This is a genomic window from Pantoea coffeiphila, from assembly GCF_016909495.1.
GTDB lineage: Bacteria > Pseudomonadota > Gammaproteobacteria > Enterobacterales > Enterobacteriaceae > Erwinia > Erwinia coffeiphila.
In genome coordinates this window covers 22,455-40,493 of sequence record NZ_JAFBFW010000002.1, presented here as the reverse complement: position 1 = coordinate 40,493, position 18,039 = coordinate 22,455, and the positions used below count along the sequence as shown (strand labels likewise).

Sequence of the window (18,039 nt, the reverse complement as noted above, 5' to 3'; positions counted from 1 at the left end):
GTCATTCAAATGAAATAAACGATCGGTAAAGTTGTACTAATAAACATGGGGCTGTTCATGTTTCACTTATGATATCTTACTGTTTTTTGTCCCTATTTTATTTCCGGCATTCTCGCTGGCAGGGCCCGCTCAGATTTAGTAAATCAATGACTTAAATTTGTCGGTTACGGCAACGAAAACTGACTATTTTTAGTGCGCTAAATGATTTGTCTTCCAGTGGGTCATAGGAAAACATTATTTCTTGTGCAAATTAATAATATCGATGTGCATATAAGTACTCATTACCGCTAATCTGGCTTTATTAACCGGATGGCATGTTCCAAAATTTTCTGTTCATCACGGTTAGCATCAACGCGATTCAGCCGCGTTTGCCTCAGCAGGCTGGCAATCATCCCCCGAGAAATATTATGGCCGTCCTCCGTCAGTACAATTGCAGCATCGCCGATAACCCGGCAAACTTCATCATAATATTCTTCGCTCAGTACATCACGTTTCATTTTTACTCTCCAATCATTGCCAACGGCCAGGTGTTTATCCTCCGGCAGTGTGCGGAATAAGCTTATGCCCGCAGTATCGGGCCCTTTTCGTTAAATGGCTGCAATGAAAAAGGGTAGCAATGATTGACCAGGTGTCAAACCCACCGGCAGTCAGGCAATCGCCAACAGTTATTACAGGACGAATTCCGGCCTGACCTGGTTTCTGCCGCTGCTTTTGGCGATATATAATTGCTCATCTGCGCGGTTAATTGCTTCATCCAGGGCCTGTACGCTGCTGATATTCAGCAGGCTGATACCGATACTGGCCGTGACGCTAAGATCGTTGCCCTTATGCATAATGGCATTGTTTTCGATGCTGTTACGCAGTCGATTGGCCAGAAGGAATGCCCGCGCTTCGTTTGCCCCTTCCAGCAGCACAAGGAACTCCTCGCCGCCCATCCGGCAGACCAGCGAAGTGGGGGGGAGCGCCTGTTGAATACAGTGCACGGTTTGTGCCAGCACATAATCGCCGGCAGCATGGCCCCAGGTATCATTAATATTCTTAAAACGATCGATATCGACCAGGAACAGCGCCCCGGAAAAACCCGTCAGACGGTTGCGTGGCGCGATTAAGCTCTGCAAACGGGATGAGAGGCCGCTGCGAGTCAGTGCACCGGTCAACAAATCGTAATCCGCCCGGCGAGTTACGCGCGCAACCAACCTTTTATTTGCTTCAATACTCAGCGAAACGATTAACGGGCTGATGGTCATGGCAGCGACCCCCAGCCGTGCCGCAGACAGGCTGTCTATGCGGAACAAATCGTTTTCGCCCTGGATATTCAGGACGTTACCGGCCACCAGAATGATCTCGCTAATACCGGTTATCAGCGTCAGGCAGCAGGTAATAAACAGCGGGTAGCTAATGGCACACCACAGCAGCGCCGGAAGCGGAAACAGCAGGCTGCCGCCGCCGCCTACCCAGATACTCATGGCGGTGGTCACCAGCAGCGCGACCAGCGGCAGCAGCGAACTCTCAAACGTTTTTCTCAGTATCAGGCGCAGTTCGTCACGTCGCGGCAGGCTGATTACCGCCGGTAGCAGCAGAATGGAGGTCGACATCTGTTCTGAGAACCATGAAAACCAGGCCTTAAACAGCTCATCGTGAAAATAGCGCTCGCTGACAATGCCGCCGATCGCCGCGCAGACCAGCGCACCGGCAATCGACGCCGGGAATATGCGCATCAGCGACTGTAAGCGGCGCGGATACGGGCGGGTAAAGTGGCGAGTCAGCAGTACCCAGCGCGCGGCGGCAATAAAGGTAATGTTGGAGAAATTCACCCCCACGGAGATCATCGCCGGAGTGCCCCAGCACAAATCCGTGATCAGCATGCCGAAAAATAGCACCAGCAGTGAAACGCGGTTATCCAGGGCCGGAAAACGGATCAGTAAACCCAGCAGCACCGCATTGCCCGGCCAAAAGATCGACATGGATTCGAAATTACGAAAGCACAGGCCGATAACCGACAGCAAAATGGCGAAAAAAAATAGAACGATAACCTGGTGAATACGATTTTTATTGTTTGGCATCTTCAGACTCGCTGCTGCCTGATACGGCTGCTTATAGCATCTTTGATTGAGTCGCTGGCTTCCGGCCGGCAGACCTCCCGCGGGTGGCTACCTGAACTCACGTGCGAATGACATAAGTGACGAGCTGGATGAAAGCAAATTAAGTAAGAACATTCCTGGTTATCATAGTAGCAAGAGTTGGCCGTGTCTTTTCTGAAAATCATCACATTCTGTTCTTAATGAATAACTTCTCCGCCACTGGTGTGACGAAATCTTCCATTTCAGCGTCATTCATTTAGTGGATGGTGCGGGTAACTGATGCGAGTCCGGCTATATTTTAGGCATTGCCGTTGAGATTAGGCCGAATGTTTCAGCCATTGACAAAACAATGCGCACAGTCAGAGGCTTAGTAGTTCCATAAGACGGTACTAAGCTTTATCATTCCCCCCACTTATTGCATTAGCAAAAAACGGATTTCATGTATCAGCCTGTCGCACTTTTTATCGGCCTGCGCTACATGCGCGGGCGCGCCTCCGACCGCTTTGGGCGGTTTGTTTCGTGGCTTTCGGCTATCGGCATCACGCTCGGCGTAATGGCGCTGGTGACCGTGCTGTCGGTGATGAACGGCCTGGAGCACCAGCTGGAGCAAAATACCCTTGGCTTAATGCCGCAGGCGCTGGTGACCAGCGACAGCGGTTCCATTAACCCGCAGACAACCCCCGCCGATTCGCTGCACCTCAACGGTATCAGTAAGGTCACGCCGCTGACGACCGGAGAAGTGGTGATGCAGAGCGCGCGCAGCGTTGGTGTTGGGGTTATGCTGGGGATCAACCCCGATGAGCCCGATCCGCTCACGCCTTATCTGATGAACGTCAGGCAGCAGCAGCTGCAAAGCGGCGAGTATAACGTCATTCTCGGTGAGCAGCTGGCCGCGCAGTTAGGTGTGCGCCTCGGCGAACAGATCCGCCTGATGGTGCCTTCCGCCAGCCAGTTCACTCCAATGGGGCGCATTCCCAGCCAGCGTTTGTTTACCGTAATCGGTACATTCGCCGCGAACAGCGACGTTGACGGCTATCAGATCCTCGTTAACCAGCAGGACGCCTCGCGCCTGATGCGCTATCCGGCAGGCAACATCACCGGCTGGCGTTTATGGCTGGATAAGCCGCTCGATGTTGACGTGATCAGCCAGCAAAAGCTGCCTGAGGGCATGGTGTGGAAGGACTGGCGCGAGCGTAAAGGCGAGCTGTTCCAGGCGGTGAAAATGGAAAAAAACATGATGGGGCTGCTGCTCAGCCTGATCGTCGCCGTGGCCGCGTTTAATATCGTGACGTCACTGGGCCTGCTGATTATGGAGAAGCAGGGCGAAGTGGCGATCCTGCAAACCCAGGGCCTGACCCGGCGGCAAATTGTGGCGGTATTTATGGTGCAGGGTGCCACTGCGGGCGTGGTTGGCTCGCTGCTGGGCGCGCTGCTTGGCATGCTGCTGGCCAGCCAGCTGAATAATCTGATGCCGGTTATCGGCGCGTTCCTTGATGGCGCGGCGCTGCCGGTGGACATTTCCCTGACGCAGGTAGCGACCATTACCGTAACGGCGATCGTCGTGGCGCTGCTGTCAACGCTGTATCCTTCCTGGCGCGCGGCCGCCGTTCAACCCGCTGAGGCTTTACGTTATGAGTAACAAGATCCTGTTGCAGTGCGACAACCTGTGCAAACGCTATCAGGAAGGCAGCGTGCAGACCGATGTCCTGCGCAACGTTTCCTTCAGCGTGCAGCCGGGTGAAATGATGGCCATCGTCGGCAGCTCCGGTTCCGGAAAAAGTACCCTGATGCATCTGCTCGGCGGGCTGGATACGCCGACCTCCGGCAGTGTGGTGTTTGACGGCAAGTCGCTGAATGAGATGTCCTCTGCCGCGAAAGCCGAGCTGCGCAACCGCGAACTGGGCTTTATCTATCAGTTCCATCATCTTCTCCCGGACTTCAGCGCGCTGGAAAACGTGGCGATGCCGCTGATGATTGGTAAAACGCCAAAGGCCGAAGCCCGCACCCGGGCGCTCGAAATGCTGAAAGCGGTGGGCCTCGATCACCGTGCCGAGCATCGCCCGTCGGAGCTGTCCGGCGGCGAGCGCCAGCGTGTGGCTATCGCCCGCGCGCTGGTGAATAATCCGCGACTGGTACTGGCCGATGAACCGACCGGTAACCTGGACGCGCGCAATGCCGACGCGATCTTCGATCTGCTGGGTGAACTCAATCAGCGTCAGGGCACGGCATTCCTGGTGGTAACGCACGATCTGCATTTAGCCAAACGTATGCGTCGCCAGGTAGAAATGCGCGACGGCCAGCTCAGCGATCGCCTGACCATGGTGGGTAGCCTCTGATGGCGAATTCGCTCTCTTTACTGCTGGGCCTGCGTTTTAGTCGCGGCCGTCGTCGCGGGGGGATGGTCTCGCTGATTTCGGTGATTTCTACCGTGGGTATTGCCCTGGGCGTGGCGGTGCTGATCGTCGGGCTGAGTGCGATGAACGGCTTCGAACGTGAGCTGAACAACCGTATTCTTGCTGTTGTACCCCACGGTGAAATCGAACCGGTCAACCAGCCGTTTACCGGGTGGCAGGGTATGCTGCCGAAAATTGAGCGAGTACCCGGCGTGGCAGCGGCAGCCCCCTATATCAACTTTACCGGCCTGATAGAAAGCGGCAGCAAGCTGCAGGCTGTGCAGGTCAAAGGCGTGGACCCGCAGCAGGAATCTCGTCTCAGCGCGCTGCCTTCCTACGTGCAGGGCAATGCGTGGCAATCGTTTGGTGCTGGCAAGCAGCAAATCCTGCTGGGGCAGGGCGTGGCCAACAGCCTGAAGGTGAAGCAGGGCGACTGGCTGACCATTATGATCCCCAACAGCGATGCGCAGAACAAACTGTTACAGCCGAAACGGGTACGCCTGCAGGTCAGCGGCATTCTTAAGCTGAGCGGCATGCTCGATCACGGCCTGGCGCTGGTTCCGCTGGCCGACGCGCAGCAGCTGCTGGGTATGGGCGATAACGTCACCGGCATCGCCATTAAAGCCGCCGATCCCTTCAGCGCCCAGAAGCTGATCCGCGAGGCGGGCAGCGTCACCAACGCCTATGTGTCAATCCGCAGTTGGATCGGCACTTACGGCTACATGTACCGCGATATTCAGATGATCCGCGCCATTATGTATCTGGCTATGGTGTTGGTGATCGGCGTGGCCTGTTTCAATATCGTGTCCACACTAGTGATGGCGGTGAAGGATAAGAGCGGTGATATCGCCGTGCTGCGCACGCTGGGGGCCAAAGATGGCCTGATCCGCGCCATCTTTATCTGGTACGGGCTGCTGGCCGGGCTGGTGGGCAGCGTCAGCGGGGTGGTTGTCGGCGTGCTGGCCGCGCTGAACCTGACCGCTATCATTCATGCGCTTGAAGCATTGACCGGCTATCATTTCCTCTCCGGCGATATCTACTTCATTGATTTCCTGCCGTCCGAGCTGCACTGGCGTGATGTGGTTATCGTGCTGTTTACCTCACTGCTGCTCAGCCTGATCGCCAGCTGGTATCCGGCAAGGCGTGCCAGCCGCATCGACCCGGCACGTGTGTTAAGCGGCCAGTAAGCGAGGCAACGGATGTACTACGGTTTCGATATTGGCGGCAGCAAGATTGCGCTGGGCGTGTATAACGCGCAGCGCGAGCTCATCTGGAACAAACGGGTTGCTACCCCGGCGCAGGATTACGAGCAGTTTCTCTCGGTATTGCAGGCGCTGACCGCAGAGGCCGATGCGTTTTGCGGCTGCGCGGGCAGCGTGGGGCTGGGTATTCCCGGCCTGCCGGTGCCTGACGACGGCACGGTATTCAGCGCGAACCTGCCCGCCGCAAGGGGCCGCACGCTGCGTGCCGATCTCAGCCAGCGGCTGGGGCGCGAAGTCCGTATCGATAACGACGCCAACTGCTTTGCCCTCTCCGAAGCCTGGGACGATGAGTTTCAGGCCTATCCGGTGGTGCTTGGTATGATCCTCGGCACCGGTGTTGGCGGTGGAGTGATCGTCGATGGTAAACCGGTCACCGGCCGCAATTACGTGGTGGGAGAAATGGGGCATATGCGCCTGCCGGTGGATGCGCTGGAGGTGTTGGGCCGCGATATTCCGCTGCTCACCTGCGGCTGCGGCAAGAAGGGCTGTATTGAGGGATACCTCTCAGGTTCAGGATTTTCCTGGCTGTGGCAGCACTTTTATCACCAGACTCTCAGTGCGCAGGAGATAATCACCCGTTATTATCAGGGAGATGCCAGTGCGCTGGCACACACTGAACGCTATCGCCAGCTGCTGGCGGTATGCCTGGGCAATCTGCTGACTCTGCTGGACCCGCATCTGGTGGTACTTGGTGGCGGGCTGTCCAATTTTGATGCGTTGTATGACGGCCTGGCGGAGCGGGTTGCCCCGTATCTGCTACCGGTCGCCAAACCACCGCGCTTTGCCAAAGCGCGACATGGAGACGCAGGCGGAATGCGCGGTGCCGCATTCCTGCATATTAAGGATTAGAGGATCGACTATGCGCACACCCCGCCGTCGCTTACGACTGGCCCGCTACAAAAAAAACCGCCGTCAGGTTCACCAGCGCTTTCGTCAGCGCATTTTTGAGCGCGATCGTAATCTCGAAATTTCACGTCAGCCGCTGCCGCGCGTGGTGGTGCTGACCGGTGCGGGGATCTCTGCGGAATCCGGCATTCGCACCTTCCGTGCGGCGGACGGCCTGTGGGAAGAGCATAAAGTGGAAGATGTCGCCACGCCTGAGGGTTTTGCGCGTAACCCGCAACGCGTGCAGACGTTCTATAACGCTCGCCGCAGCCAGCTACAGCAGCCGGAGATCAGGCCGAATGCCGCTCATGCCGCGCTGGCCGAGTTGGAAGCCGTGCTGGGTGACCATTTCCTGCTGGTAACGCAAAACATCGATAATCTGCACGAACGTGCGGGAAGCCGCAATATCATCCATATGCACGGTGAACTGCTGAAGGTGCGCTGCACCGGCAGCGGCCAGATCCTGCACTGGACCGAAGACGTGAAGCCTGATGACCGCTGCCACTGCTGCCAGTTCCCAGCGGTTCTGCGTCCGCATATTGTCTGGTTTGGCGAAATGCCGCTGCAAATGGACGAGATTTATCAGGCGCTGGCCGATGCGGACTATTTTGTGGCGATCGGCACTTCCGGACACGTCTACCCGGCTGCGGGGTTTGTGCATGAGGCCCGTTTACAGGGCGCGCACACCGTTGAACTGAACCTGGAGCCAAGCCAGGTCGGCAGTGAGTTTGATGAGAAAACGTATGGTCTGGCCAGCGAAGTTGTGCCCGCCTGGGTGCGCGGGCTGTTGAGTAATCTCGGTCGCTAAGCGGGATTAACCCGCTTGACGTTTTGGCAACGAAAAAATCAGATGGGCGATAACGCCGCCGCAGAGTCCCCAGAATGCGGAACCGACCCCTACCAGCGTGACGCCCGAAGCGGTAATCAGAAAGGTGATTACCGCTGCGTCACGCTGTTTCTCATCGCTCAGCGCCCGCTGCAGACTGCCGGCAATCGTGCCCAGCAGCGCCAGGCCGGCAATGGTATGGATCAGCGCCAGCGGTAGCGCGGTGAACAGCCCGCTGATGGCTCCGCCAAAAATCCCGGCAATAATGTAAAACACGCCCGCCGCCGCTGCTGCCATGTAGCGACGCTGCGGATCGCTGTGGATCTCCGGTCCCATGCAAATCGCCGCGGTTATTGCCGCAATACAGAAGGTAAATCCGCCGAACGGGGCGAGGATCAGCGCCGTGGCACCGGTCCAGGCAATCAGCGGCGAGATCGGCACCTGATAGCCCGCGGCTTTGAGCGTGGCGATACCCGGAGCATTCTGCGACGCCATGGTGACCACAAAGAACGGAATGCCAATGCCCAGCAGGCTGGATAGCGTGAAGTGCGGAGCAATAAATTCGGGCATCACCATACTCTGGCCGCCGCTAACGTGGATATTTCCCTGCATCGCGGCCACCGCCAGCCCCGCGAACAGCGTCAGTACGATGGCGTAGCGCGGCGTAAAGCGGCGGGTTAGCAGATAAACCAGGCACATTGTCCCGCTGAGGGCGAAATTCACCTGTAAAGCGCCAAAGGCGTCAATGCCGAAGCGCAGCAGGATACCGGCCAGCATGGCGCTGGAAATCGCCAGCGGAATATGATTCATCAGCCGTGCAAACAGCCCGGTAACGCCGCAGAACACAATCAGCGCCGAAGCGAAGATAAAAATGCCAATGGCTTCATTAATCGGGGTGCCCGGCAGGCTGGTCACCAGCAGCGCCGCGCCTGGCGTCGACCAGGCAGTCAGAATCGGCGTGCGGTACCACAGTGAAAGCGTCAGGGTAGTGATACCCATACCCAGACCCAGCATAGTCAGCCAGCCGCCGGTTTGCTGCGGCGTGGCTCCGGCGGCTCCGGCAGCCTGGAAGATAATGGCGGCGGAGCTGGTATAGCCCACCAGCACGGCAACAAATCCGGCGATCAGCGCCGGGAGAGTGATATAGCGTATTGAAAGGGGCGGGCGCATTGCAGGTTCCGAATTAGTGTGCGTTATAACGCACAAGTTAGCATCGTGCGTTATAACGTACAAGCGGATATACTCGCCCTGTTAACAGGAGGGAAAAGTGTGGACGATCTGCAAAATCATCTGGCGCATACGCTGAAAACCCAGCGTGGCCTGCGCGGGTGGAGTTTAAGCCAGGCTGCCGAAGTCACTGGCGTGAGCAAGGCGATGCTGGGGCAGATAGAGCGAGCGGAATCCAGCCCGACGATTGCTACGCTGTGGAAAATTGCCACCGGATTTAACCTGCCGTTTTCCCTGTTTATTGATGCCCCGGATACGCCGCATGATGCCCCCAGACAGCAGAAGGGATTACCCGCATTTCGTCAGCCTAATCTGGCGATGCAGGTGCAGACGCTGTTCCCGTTTGATGCTGCGACCGGATTCGAGATGCTGGTCATCGAACTGGCGCCCGGTGCCGTAAGCGAGTCTGCTCCCCACGAAGCGGGAGTGATTGAACATGCTATTGTCATTGAGGGGCAGCTGGAGCTGCGGGTTGCCGATGTCTGGCAAGTGATTGCTACCGGTGACGCACTGCGGTTCGAGGCCGATCGGCCCCATGCCTATCGCAACGGCGGCGCGCAGCCGGTGCGTTTTTATAATTTAATTCATTACCCACACCGCTAATGGCCTTCGCCGCACACTAAACTGACCTGAAACAATATGTATGGGTTACCTAATGATGATAATCATTACTGGCATTCAGAGGGACGACAGATGAATAAATTACTCGATCGCTTCTTAAACTATGTAGCTGTGGATACGCAATCTAAAGGTAACGTTCGTCAGGTCCCCAGTACGGAAGGGCAGTTGCGCCTGGCGGATCGGCTTTGTGAAGAATTACACGATTTGGGGCTGCGTGATATCAGCTGCAGCGAGCACGGAATTGTGATGGCCACGCTGCCATCAACGGTGAGCTGGCCGGTGCCGGTGATTGGCTTTATTTCCCACGTTGATACATCGCCGGATTTCACCGGTAAAAATGTCTCACCGCAGGTCATTGAAAATTATCGCGGTGGCGATATTGCATTAGGAATTGGCGATGAGATCCTCTCGCCGGTGATGTTCCCGGTTCTGCACGAGCTGCACGGCCATACGCTGATCACCACCGACGGTAAAACCCTGCTGGGTGCCGATGATAAAGCCGGTGTGGCGGAGATCATGACCGCGCTGGCGCGGCTGATTGAGGGCAAACGGTCGCACGGCGAAATCCGCGTGGCGTTCACTCCCGACGAAGAAATTGGTAAAGGCGTGCACTTCTTTGACGTAGCGGCCTTTGGCGCCGACTGGGCCTATACCGTTGACGGCAGTGGCCTGGGGGAGTTTGAGTATGAGAACTTTAACGCCGCATCGGTGACGGTAAAAATCACCGGTAATAACGTGCATCCCGGCACGGCCAAAGGCGTGATGGTCAACGCGCTCGATCTGGCCACGCGATTCCATCAGGCGCTGCCGTCGGAGGAAGTGCCTGAAAAAACCGCCGGTTACGAAGGTTTCTATCATCTGCACGGGATTAAGGGCGCGGTCGATCGGGCGGAAATGCACTACATCATCCGCGATTTTGACCGCGAGAGCTTTACCCGGCGTAAAACGCTGATGCAGGATATTGCGCAGCGGATTCAGCAGTCTCTGCCACACTCGGCGTTGATTGAGCTGGTGATTGAGGACAGCTATTTTAATATGCGCGAGAAGGTGGAAGCCTGCCCGCAAAGTATCGACCTGGCACTCCAGGCGATGCGCGACTGCGATATTAACCCGCTGGTGAAGCCGATTCGCGGCGGGACCGACGGCTCACAGCTCTCCTATATGGGGCTGCCCTGCCCGAATCTGTTTACCGGCGGCTATAACTACCACGGCAGGCATGAATTTGCGTCGCTGGATAATATGGAGAAAGCGGTGCAGGTTATCGAACGGATTGCCACACTGACGGCGGAGCAGGCGAAGGCCTCTACCTGAAAAAGCGTTGATTCTGTGACTCTGTACCGCAGTCGAAAGGGCGGATGCCGCGTTATTCACGGCATCCGCTCTCAGGCGTCTTACTCTTCGTCGCCGAAGTACCAGTAGCCGCTGTTGACCAGCGCTGCCAGCTGGGCGAGGAATGACGGATCGTCCAGGGCCTCGCCAAGCGCTTCCTGGTTCAGCGTCAGCTGATTGGCCAGTGCGGTAAGCGCAGCGCGGTGCGGGGATTCAAGCTGCTCACCGTTGATGAATACCGCATCACCGATCGAAACGACGCGCAGACCGCCGAGGCGTGAAAGCGAGTCGCCCTGCTGAAGCGCGTCGTAGATTTCATCAGGCTGATACGGTGGCTCCGGTGGCGCGATATCCAGCTCGTGTCGCGACTGCGAAATAAACTCACCAAACCACTGATTAAACTGGTGCGGCTGGTCGATAACGTCCAGCATCATCTGGCGGATACCCGCCAGCTCGGCAGGCAGGATTTCTGCCGGGTTTTCGCGCGGCTGCACGTCCGGATCGCTGAAGCGATAGCTGCCCAGTTCACGGGACAGAACGTGATCGGCAAAGCCGCTGATCAGCTCACGCCCGCTTGGAGCACGGAAGCCCACGGAGTAGTTAAGGGCGTTTTCCAGCGAATAGCCTTCGTGCGGGAATCCCGGTGGAATATACAGAATATCGCCCGGCTCCATCTCTTCATCGATGATGGCGTCAAACGGTTCAACCTGCAGCAGATCCGGGTGCGGACAGTGCTGCTTAAGCTCGGTTTTCTCACCCACACGCCAGCGGCGGCGGCCGGTTCCCTGAATGATAAACACATCATACTGATCGAAATGCGGACCCACGCCACCGCCCGGCACCGAGAAGGAGATCATCAGATCGTCGGTACGCCAGTCGGGAAGGAAGCGGAAAGGGCGCATCAGCGCAGCAGAAGGTTCGTGCCAGTGATCGACCGCCTGCACCAGCAGCGACCAGTTATTTTCGCCCAGATGATCATAGCTTTCGAACGGGCCGTGCCCGACCTGCCATTTGCCGTTCTGGTGGCTGACGAGGCGGCTGTCCACCTCATTTTCCATTGCCAGCCCGGCCAGCTCATCGGGAGAGATCGGGTCGACGAAATTTTTGAAACCGCGCTTAAGTACTACCGGCCGTTTTTGCCAGTAGCGCTGAATAAAATCGGGCCAGTCGAGATCGAGTTGATAATCCATGAGGGTTTCCTGAAGCGCAAAAGTGGATCGATTATAACAGCGCGCGGGCCTGACTGTGTATCGTCTCGGTCAAATGTCTGCGCATAAGCAGTTTACTCATCCTTGTGCAGCAGTTCCTGGCGGCGAAACACAATCTCCATCCGCGCTCCGCCAAGCTGGCTGCTGCTGGCGCTGATGTCCCCGGCGTACTGCTCCAGAATTTCACGCGCCAGGCCAAGGCCCAGACCCTGGCCCGGCCGCAGCGTATCGGCCCGCTGGCCGCGAACAAAGACCAGGTCGCGTTTATTTTCCGGGATGCCGGGGCCGTCATCTTCCACGATCAGCTGCAGCTGGTTATCGGTCTGGCTGGCGGTCACTTCAACAAACTCCAGGCAGTATTTGCAGGCGTTATCCAGCACGTTGCCCATCACTTCCATAAAATCGTTCTGCTCGCCCACGAAGATCAGCTCCGGGGAGATATCCAGCGTCAGCACCACGCCTTTGCGTTGATACACCTTGTTCAGCGCCGAACACAGGCTGTCGAGCAGGGCAGGCACCGAGTGCAGGTCACGTTTCAGGGCATGGTGGTCGGCCTGCATACTGGCGCGATGCAGGTAGTAGCCAATCTGCTGCGAGATGCGGCTGATCTGCTCCAGCATAATCGGCTCGGCCTGCTCTATCGACAGGTTCCGACCGCCGCGCAGTGAACGCAGCGTCGTCTGCAACACCGCCAGCGGCGTTTTCAGACTGTGGGTTAAATCGCTGAGCGTGGTGCGATAGCGGGTATAGCGCTGCCGTTCGTTATCCAGCAGCATGTTGAGGTTGCGTACCAGCCCTTTTAACTCCTGCGGCGGCGCCGGGTCGAGCGTTTCCCGCACGCCGTTTTCCAGCTCGCGCACCTGGCTTGCCAGCGAGCCAATGGGGCGCAGGCTCCAGTGCGCCGCCAGCCACAGCAGCGGAATAATCAACAGCAGATTGGCCAGCAGCACGTAGCTGAACCACGACCAGACAACGTCGGAATGCTGTAACTCCTGCGGAATAGAATCCACCACCACGATGGTCAGCTCCGGGAGGTTGATGGTCGCCTCATAGCGGTTCACCGCCACCGAGTGGGTGAAGGTGTCATTGCCGTCATCATCGTAGGCGCTGAGTTTATTCTGCGCATCGCGATCGTTACTCAGCACCTTGCGGCTGGTGTAGTTGTTGGTATCGATCTCGTAAAAATCGGACTTGTTCAGCCATTCGCGGCGAATTTTGCTGCGGATTTCGGGCACGTCGCGCTGCTGCCACAGCAGCTTGCCGCGATTGTCATAAATAAACACCAGCGCCGGGAAATTCAGCGACATCCGCTCCGGCTGCACGATGGTCAGGCGATTGTTTTGCCACTGGGCGAGGGTGAAGAACAGATTGCTCTCACTGCGCAGCACGCGATAGGTATTTTTATCAAAGCTCACCACGTAGCCGATCACCGCCACCATGCCGTAGGAGAGCGACATGGTCAGCACTACGGCGGCGGTGGCCAGCAGGAAGCGCACGCGCAGCGACAGCGGTTTTTTCCGGCGGAATATCTTCCGTAGCAGCGTCATCACTTCAGAGATCGAAACGGTAGCCCTGACCGCGCACCGTGGTAATCACATCCTGCGGGTGTTCGGCCTGGATCTTCTTACGCAGGCGCCCCATCAGGACGTCAATGGTGTGGCTTTCACGCAGTTCAGCGTCGGGATACAGCTGCAGCATCAGCGAATCTTTGCTGACCACTTTGCCGACGTTGCGGATCAGCGTTTCAATAATGGTGTATTCAAAGGCGGTTAACTTGATCTGCTGTTCGTTAATCGTCAGCTCACGGCGGGAGAGATCGATTTGGAACGGCAGCAGGGTAATAATCTGCGAGGCCAGGCCGCTGTTACGACGCATCAGTGCCTGCATGCGCGCAACCACTTCCTCAATATGGAAAGGCTTGGTGACATAGTCATCGGCACCGGCTTCCAGCGCTTCAACTTTTGCCTGCCAGCCATCGCGGGCGGTCAGCACCAGAATCGGCTGACGCACTTCCTGGCTGCGCCAGCGGCGGATCATCGCCATGCCGTCTTCATCCGGCAGGCCGAGATCGACCAGCGTAATGTCCGGCGTATGCTCATTGAGAAAATAATCCGCTTCTTTTGCGCCTTCCGCAGCATCCACCTGATGACCCATCTCACGCAGCTGAACGGCGAGATGATGACGCAACAGAGGGTTATCTTCGACGACTAACACACGCATAACCTAATCCTTAATCGATTCGAACTGCATTGAGACGCAGCATAAACTGTCAGAAGTATAGGAGAAAGCAAATAAACCGCAGGTTAACGCGGGCCGACTAGCGCCGGCCCGGCGGGGGGATTATTTCAGGTCATCAACCATCTGGATAGCGCGGCCGATGTAGTTGGCCGGCGTCATCTGCTTCAGACGGGTTTTTTCTTCTTCCGGCAGAGCCAGACCGTCGATAAACGTCTTCATGCCTTCAGCATCAACGCGCTTGCCGCGGGTCAGTTCTTTCAGCTTCTCATACGGCTTCTCAATGCCGTAGCGGCGCATCACGGTCTGGATCGGCTCAGCCAGCACTTCCCAGTTGTGATCCAGCTCGTCCAGCAGACGGTCACGGTTCACTTCCAGCTTGGAGATACCTTTCAGCGTCGCCTGATAGGCGATCAGCGCGTAGCCGACGCCCACGCCGAGGTTACGCAGCACGGTAGAGTCGGTCAGATCGCGCTGCCAGCGGGATACCGGCAGTTTGCTGGCCAGATGCTGCATGACGGCGTTGGCCAGGCCGAGGTTGCCTTCGGAGTTTTCGAAGTCAATCGGGTTCACCTTGTGCGGCATGGTGGAAGAACCGATTTCACCGGCGATGGTTTTCTGCTTGAAGTGGTTCAGCGCGATGTAACCCCAGACGTCGCGATCGAAGTCGATCAGAATGGTGTTAAAGCGGGCCATGCAGTCAAACAGTTCGGCGATGTAGTCGTGCGGCTCGATCTGCGTGGTGTACGGGTTCCAGGTGATGCCCAGCGAGGTGACAAACTCTTCGCTCAGCTGATGCCAGTCCACTTCCGGGTAAGCGGCGATGTGGGCGTTATAGTTACCGACCGCACCGTTGATTTTACCCAGCACTTCAATGCGCTCCAGCTGACGCAGCTGGCGCTCAAAGCGGTAGGCAACGTTGGCCATCTCTTTACCCAGCGTCGACGGAGTTGCCGGCTGGCCGTGGGTACGGGAAAGCAGCGGAATATCGCGGTACTGCACGGCGAGATCCTTCACCGCGGCGATGATTTTATTCCAGTAAGGTACAATCACGTCGCGGCGCGCGGTATCCAGCATCAGCGCGTGGGACAGGTTGTTGATATCTTCTGAGGTACAGGCGAAGTGGATAAACTCAGACACGGCATGCAGGGCAGGCACGCTCTCCACTTTCTCTTTCAGGAAGTATTCAACCGCTTTTACGTCGTGGTTGGTGGTGCGCTCGATGGTCTTAATGCGCGCGGCGTCTTCTTCGCTGAATCCGGCGACAATAGCATCAAGGAAAGCGTTTGCGTCGGCGTCAAATGCAGGAACTTCCTTGATCGCAGCGTTGGAGGCCAGTTTTTGTAACCAGCGAACTTCAACCTCAACGCGGAACTTCAGCAGACCGAATTCGCTGAAAATGCCACGCAGTGGGCTGACTTTGTCGCCATAACGACCATCAACAGGTGAGACGGCGGTCAGAGAGGATAATTCCATTGTTGCTGCTCCAGGATCGGTTAAAAAATCAGGTTGGTGTCCCGTTCAGGCGGGCCAGAATCGCTTTCGCCTCGTTAACAAGACGGCCACGGGAAAACATCAGCTGCAGGCGGCCACCGCCAACCTGCTGCCACAGCACCGCTGCGCGGATACCCGCCAGCAGCGCCGCACGAACTTTGCTCTGCACCTGCGTATTCTGCAGGATCGCCGGGGAACCGGTGACCTGAATACGCGGCCCGAGCGGGCTTATCACATCCACATAAATCCCGGCCATGGCGCTGACTAAGGTATCAGACTCCAGGCCGTAGTGCGCCAGCTGGCGATCGAGCTGGGCGATGCGCCGCGACAGTTCGTTCATCGCATCCTTGTTGCCGTTCAGCTTGCGCTCCAGCACCATCAGGCTCAGGGTATAGCGTGTCAGCTCCGCGCCCAGCCCCTGACGGCTGTTGCTGTTCAGCACCGCCTGCAGAGTTTCCAGACCGAAGCGCAGGTTGGCTTCATCGTCGCCGAATACCGCCAGTGTGGAGGAGGGATTCAGATCCAGCAGGCTGTTCAGCGAGACCTTTAGCGCCTCCGGCGGACACTGGCCCTGGTGCGCCAATTGCTGCACCAGGTGAGCGGACTGGCAGATACCGGCCAGTGCCAGGGTAATATCATAATAGTTCTTCGCCACGATGACTCCTGTTGTCTTCCCTGCGCGTCGTCTGTATCAGGCACTTACCAGAGGCAGACGCTGTTCAATAATGCCGCCGCCGAGGCAGACTTCATCAAGATAGAATACCGCTGACTGGCCCGGCGTTACCGCCGCGACCGGCTCGTCGAAACGAACCTCTATGCGCTCATCGTCGATCGGCGTGATGGTGCACGGAATATCTTCCTGACGGTAGCGGGTTTTCACCACGCAGCGTAGCGGGGCGCGAAGCACTTCGCGATCCACCCAGTGCAGCTGCTGGGCGATCAGCCCGACCGACATCAGGCGCGGGTGATCGTGGCCCTGGGCGACGATCAGCACATTATTCACCACGTCTTTATCCACCACGTACCACGGCTGTTCGCTGTGATCTTTGGTGCCGCCAATGCCCAGCCCTTTGCGCTGGCCGAGCGTATGATACATCAGACCCTGATGCTGACCGACGGTGTCCCCGGCCACGGTAACGATCGGACCCGGCTGTGCGGGCAGATAGCGGGCAAGGAACTCGGTAAATTTGCGCTCGCCGATAAAGCAGATGCCGGTGGAATCTTTCTTCTTCGCGGTAATCAGCTCCAGTTGTTCTGCGATGCGGCGCACTTCCGGTTTTTCCAGCTCGCCCACCGGGAACAGGCTTTGCGCGATCTGATCGGTGCCCAGCGTATAGAGGAAGTAGCTCTGATCTTTGTTGCCATCCAGGCCGCGCAGCAGGCGGCTTTTGCTGTCAACGTCGGCACGGCGCACGTAGTGGCCGGTGGCGATATAGTCCGCCCCGAGATCTTCGGCGGCAAACTCAAGGAAGGCTTTAAATTTGATCTCTTTATTACACAGAATATCCGGGTTGGGCGTGCGGCCCGCTTTGTACTCCGCGAGGAAGTGCTCGAAGACGTTATCCCAGTATTCGGCGGCAAAGTTTACCGTGTGTAAATAGATGCCGAGCTTATCGCAGACGGCCTGCGCGTCGGCGAGATCGTCTGCTGCGGTGCAGTACTCTTCGCCATCGTCCTCTTCCCAGTTTTTCATAAACAGGCCTTCAACCTGATAGCCCTGCTGCTGCAGTAACCAGGCGGAAACGGAGGAGTCAACGCCGCCGGACATCCCGACGATCACTTTTTTCTGGCTGTTAGACATAATTACCTGACTTTAAAGTTTTTACCCTTATCCCCAAACCCGAGCGCATCGGAGGTTTTGATCTGTCGCAGTCGCAGACCGGGATCGATCTGGCGCGATACTAAAAACTGCCGCTTTACCGTATTGGGGGATTTTCGGGCACCAGGAGTCGTTAAAGGCGACTCTGATAAAATTGCGGCAGCATTCTATCATGCACCGGCGGCGGGCGCATCCTCGCTAAACGGCCACTGGAAGGCGCTGAGGATCGACAGCGGATAGCGCGGGCCGTGCTGATAAACCCGCAGACTTTCGGCCACCAGCGGCGAGCGCAGTTTTTTCGACGTCAGGATCTCTTCCGGCGGCAGCCACCAGCAGCGATCGATGTCGCGGTCCTGCGGATAAGTTTCCACAATGGCGGGCAGATCGAGGCAAAACAGAAAGCGCAGAAACGGCGTGTTGTCCGGCGCAATCCACTGATGCATCCCCAGGAACGCCTGCGGTACGGCTTCGATACCGGTCTCTTCCGACAGCTCGCGCGCGGCGGCCTGTAGCAGCGTTTCATTGGCTTCCAGATGGCCTGCCGGCTGGTTCCAGGTGGCGCGGCCGCGTACCCGTTCTTCAACAACCAGAAATTGTCCTTCGGCCTGAACGACGGTGGCGACGGTCACGTGCGGTTTGAACATGAGTAGCTCCTTAAA

The 18,039-nt window shown here is 57.3% G+C and carries 17 protein-coding genes; 7 read left to right on the top strand and 10 right to left on the bottom strand.

What is annotated here, in order from left to right:
• Positions 1-287: 287 nt before the first annotated feature.
• Both JOE09_RS05930 and JOE09_RS05925 read right to left on the bottom strand, forming a co-directional pair.
• A complete protein-coding gene (locus JOE09_RS05930) occupies positions 288-497 on the bottom strand; it encodes a DUF2767 family protein (protein ID WP_200546862.1) in 210 nt (69 codons plus the stop codon).
• Between the two features lie 171 nt (positions 498-668).
• Entirely contained in the window at positions 669-2,063 is a 1,395-nt protein-coding gene (locus JOE09_RS05925; RefSeq protein ID WP_200546863.1) for a GGDEF domain-containing protein, read from the bottom strand.
• Between the two features lie 457 nt (positions 2,064-2,520).
• Between JOE09_RS05925 and lolC the strand changes: the two genes are divergently transcribed.
• Genes lolC through cobB form a run of 5 tightly spaced genes read left to right on the top strand, consistent with a single transcriptional unit; the run spans position 2,521 to position 7,429 of the window.
• Positions 2,521-3,720 (top strand): lipoprotein-releasing ABC transporter permease subunit LolC, encoded by a 1,200-nt coding sequence (gene lolC, locus JOE09_RS05920; RefSeq protein ID WP_205065157.1) that lies wholly within the window; start codon positions 2,521-2,523, stop codon positions 3,718-3,720.
• Positions 3,713-4,417: a lipoprotein-releasing ABC transporter ATP-binding protein LolD gene (gene lolD / locus JOE09_RS05915; protein ID WP_200564019.1), complete on the top strand. Its 705-nt coding sequence runs from the start codon at positions 3,713-3,715 to the stop codon at positions 4,415-4,417. Before lolC ends, lolD begins: the two co-directional genes overlap by 8 nt.
• Positions 4,417-5,661 (top strand): lipoprotein-releasing ABC transporter permease subunit LolE, encoded by a 1,245-nt coding sequence (gene lolE, locus JOE09_RS05910; protein ID WP_205065156.1) that lies wholly within the window; start codon positions 4,417-4,419, stop codon positions 5,659-5,661. The genes lolD and lolE overlap by 1 nt, the downstream gene beginning before the upstream one ends.
• Before the next feature lie 12 nt (positions 5,662-5,673).
• Positions 5,674-6,585, top strand: a complete 912-nt coding sequence (gene nagK, locus JOE09_RS05905; protein WP_205065155.1) for an N-acetylglucosamine kinase — start codon at positions 5,674-5,676, stop codon at positions 6,583-6,585.
• Positions 6,586-6,595: 10 nt separating this feature from the next.
• Positions 6,596-7,429, top strand: coding sequence for a Sir2 family NAD+-dependent deacetylase (gene cobB, locus JOE09_RS05900; RefSeq protein ID WP_205065154.1), 834 nt, complete (start codon positions 6,596-6,598; stop codon positions 7,427-7,429).
• Positions 7,430-7,435: 6 nt separating this feature from the next.
• On the opposite strand, the gene JOE09_RS05895 is transcribed toward cobB, so the two are convergent.
• The gene (locus JOE09_RS05895; RefSeq protein WP_205065153.1) at positions 7,436-8,617 is read right to left on the bottom strand and encodes a benzoate/H(+) symporter BenE family transporter; all 1,182 of its coding nucleotides are present in this window, start codon (positions 8,615-8,617) and stop codon (positions 7,436-7,438) included.
• A gap of 99 nt (positions 8,618-8,716) precedes the next feature.
• Here JOE09_RS05895 and JOE09_RS05890 point away from each other — a divergent pair, with 99 nt between their 5' ends.
• On the top strand, positions 8,717-9,277 hold the full coding sequence (locus JOE09_RS05890; RefSeq protein ID WP_205065152.1) for a cupin domain-containing protein: 561 nt from the start codon (positions 8,717-8,719) through the stop codon (positions 9,275-9,277).
• 90 nt (positions 9,278-9,367) lie between these two features.
• On the top strand, positions 9,368-10,606 hold the full coding sequence (gene pepT / locus JOE09_RS05885) for a peptidase T (protein ID WP_205065151.1): 1,239 nt from the start codon (positions 9,368-9,370) through the stop codon (positions 10,604-10,606).
• An 80-nt stretch (positions 10,607-10,686) separates the two neighbouring features.
• Here pepT and JOE09_RS05880 read toward each other — a convergent pair whose 3' ends face one another.
• The 7 genes from JOE09_RS05880 to JOE09_RS05850 all read right to left on the bottom strand — a co-directional run bounded on the left by JOE09_RS05880 (position 10,687) and on the right by JOE09_RS05850 (position 18,024).
• Positions 10,687-11,814 (bottom strand): ribosomal protein uL16 3-hydroxylase, encoded by a 1,128-nt coding sequence (locus JOE09_RS05880; RefSeq protein ID WP_200546869.1) that lies wholly within the window; start codon positions 11,812-11,814, stop codon positions 10,687-10,689.
• 92 nt (positions 11,815-11,906) lie between these two features.
• Positions 11,907-13,379, bottom strand: a complete 1,473-nt coding sequence (gene phoQ / locus JOE09_RS05875; RefSeq protein WP_205065150.1) for a two-component system sensor histidine kinase PhoQ — start codon at positions 13,377-13,379, stop codon at positions 11,907-11,909.
• A 4-nt stretch (positions 13,380-13,383) separates the two neighbouring features.
• On the bottom strand, positions 13,384-14,052 hold the full coding sequence (gene phoP / locus JOE09_RS05870) for a two-component system response regulator PhoP (RefSeq protein ID WP_105592776.1): 669 nt from the start codon (positions 14,050-14,052) through the stop codon (positions 13,384-13,386).
• Positions 14,053-14,172: 120 nt separating this feature from the next.
• Entirely contained in the window at positions 14,173-15,543 is a 1,371-nt protein-coding gene (gene purB, locus JOE09_RS05865) for an adenylosuccinate lyase (RefSeq protein WP_200564033.1), read from the bottom strand.
• A gap of 28 nt (positions 15,544-15,571) precedes the next feature.
• A complete protein-coding gene (hflD, locus tag JOE09_RS05860) occupies positions 15,572-16,216 on the bottom strand; it encodes a high frequency lysogenization protein HflD (RefSeq protein WP_105592774.1) in 645 nt (214 codons plus the stop codon).
• Between the two features lie 36 nt (positions 16,217-16,252).
• Positions 16,253-17,362, bottom strand: coding sequence for a tRNA 2-thiouridine(34) synthase MnmA (mnmA, locus tag JOE09_RS05855; RefSeq protein WP_205065149.1), 1,110 nt, complete (start codon positions 17,360-17,362; stop codon positions 16,253-16,255).
• A gap of 188 nt (positions 17,363-17,550) precedes the next feature.
• Entirely contained in the window at positions 17,551-18,024 is a 474-nt protein-coding gene (locus JOE09_RS05850; RefSeq protein WP_105592772.1) for an NUDIX domain-containing protein, read from the bottom strand.
• Positions 18,025-18,039 lie beyond the last annotated feature (15 nt).

What these genes read in the sequence shown, in the direction of transcription:
- JOE09_RS05930 (WP_200546862.1), bottom strand. Translation starts at nt 497, where the DNA reads ATGAAACGTGATGTACTGAGCGAAGAATATTATGATGAAGTTTGCCGG.
- JOE09_RS05925 (WP_200546863.1), bottom strand. Translation starts at nt 2,063, where the DNA reads ATGCCAAACAATAAAAATCGTATTCACCAGGTTATCGTTCTATTTTTT.
- lolC (WP_205065157.1), top strand. Translation starts at nt 2,521, where the DNA reads ATGTATCAGCCTGTCGCACTTTTTATCGGCCTGCGCTACATGCGCGGG.
- lolD (WP_200564019.1), top strand. Translation starts at nt 3,713, where the DNA reads ATGAGTAACAAGATCCTGTTGCAGTGCGACAACCTGTGCAAACGCTAT.
- lolE (WP_205065156.1), top strand. Translation starts at nt 4,417, where the DNA reads ATGGCGAATTCGCTCTCTTTACTGCTGGGCCTGCGTTTTAGTCGCGGC.
- nagK (WP_205065155.1), top strand. Translation starts at nt 5,674, where the DNA reads ATGTACTACGGTTTCGATATTGGCGGCAGCAAGATTGCGCTGGGCGTG.
- cobB (WP_205065154.1), top strand. Translation starts at nt 6,596, where the DNA reads ATGCGCACACCCCGCCGTCGCTTACGACTGGCCCGCTACAAAAAAAAC.
- JOE09_RS05895 (WP_205065153.1), bottom strand. Translation starts at nt 8,617, where the DNA reads ATGCGCCCGCCCCTTTCAATACGCTATATCACTCTCCCGGCGCTGATC.
- pepT (WP_205065151.1), top strand. Translation starts at nt 9,368, where the DNA reads ATGAATAAATTACTCGATCGCTTCTTAAACTATGTAGCTGTGGATACG.
- JOE09_RS05880 (WP_200546869.1), bottom strand. Translation starts at nt 11,814, where the DNA reads ATGGATTATCAACTCGATCTCGACTGGCCCGATTTTATTCAGCGCTAC.
- phoQ (WP_205065150.1), bottom strand. Translation starts at nt 13,379, where the DNA reads ATGACGCTGCTACGGAAGATATTCCGCCGGAAAAAACCGCTGTCGCTG.
- phoP (WP_105592776.1), bottom strand. Translation starts at nt 14,052, where the DNA reads ATGCGTGTGTTAGTCGTCGAAGATAACCCTCTGTTGCGTCATCATCTC.
- purB (WP_200564033.1), bottom strand. Translation starts at nt 15,543, where the DNA reads ATGGAATTATCCTCTCTGACCGCCGTCTCACCTGTTGATGGTCGTTAT.
- mnmA (WP_205065149.1), bottom strand. Translation starts at nt 17,362, where the DNA reads ATGTCTAACAGCCAGAAAAAAGTGATCGTCGGGATGTCCGGCGGCGTT.
- JOE09_RS05850 (WP_105592772.1), bottom strand. Translation starts at nt 18,024, where the DNA reads ATGTTCAAACCGCACGTGACCGTCGCCACCGTCGTTCAGGCCGAAGGA.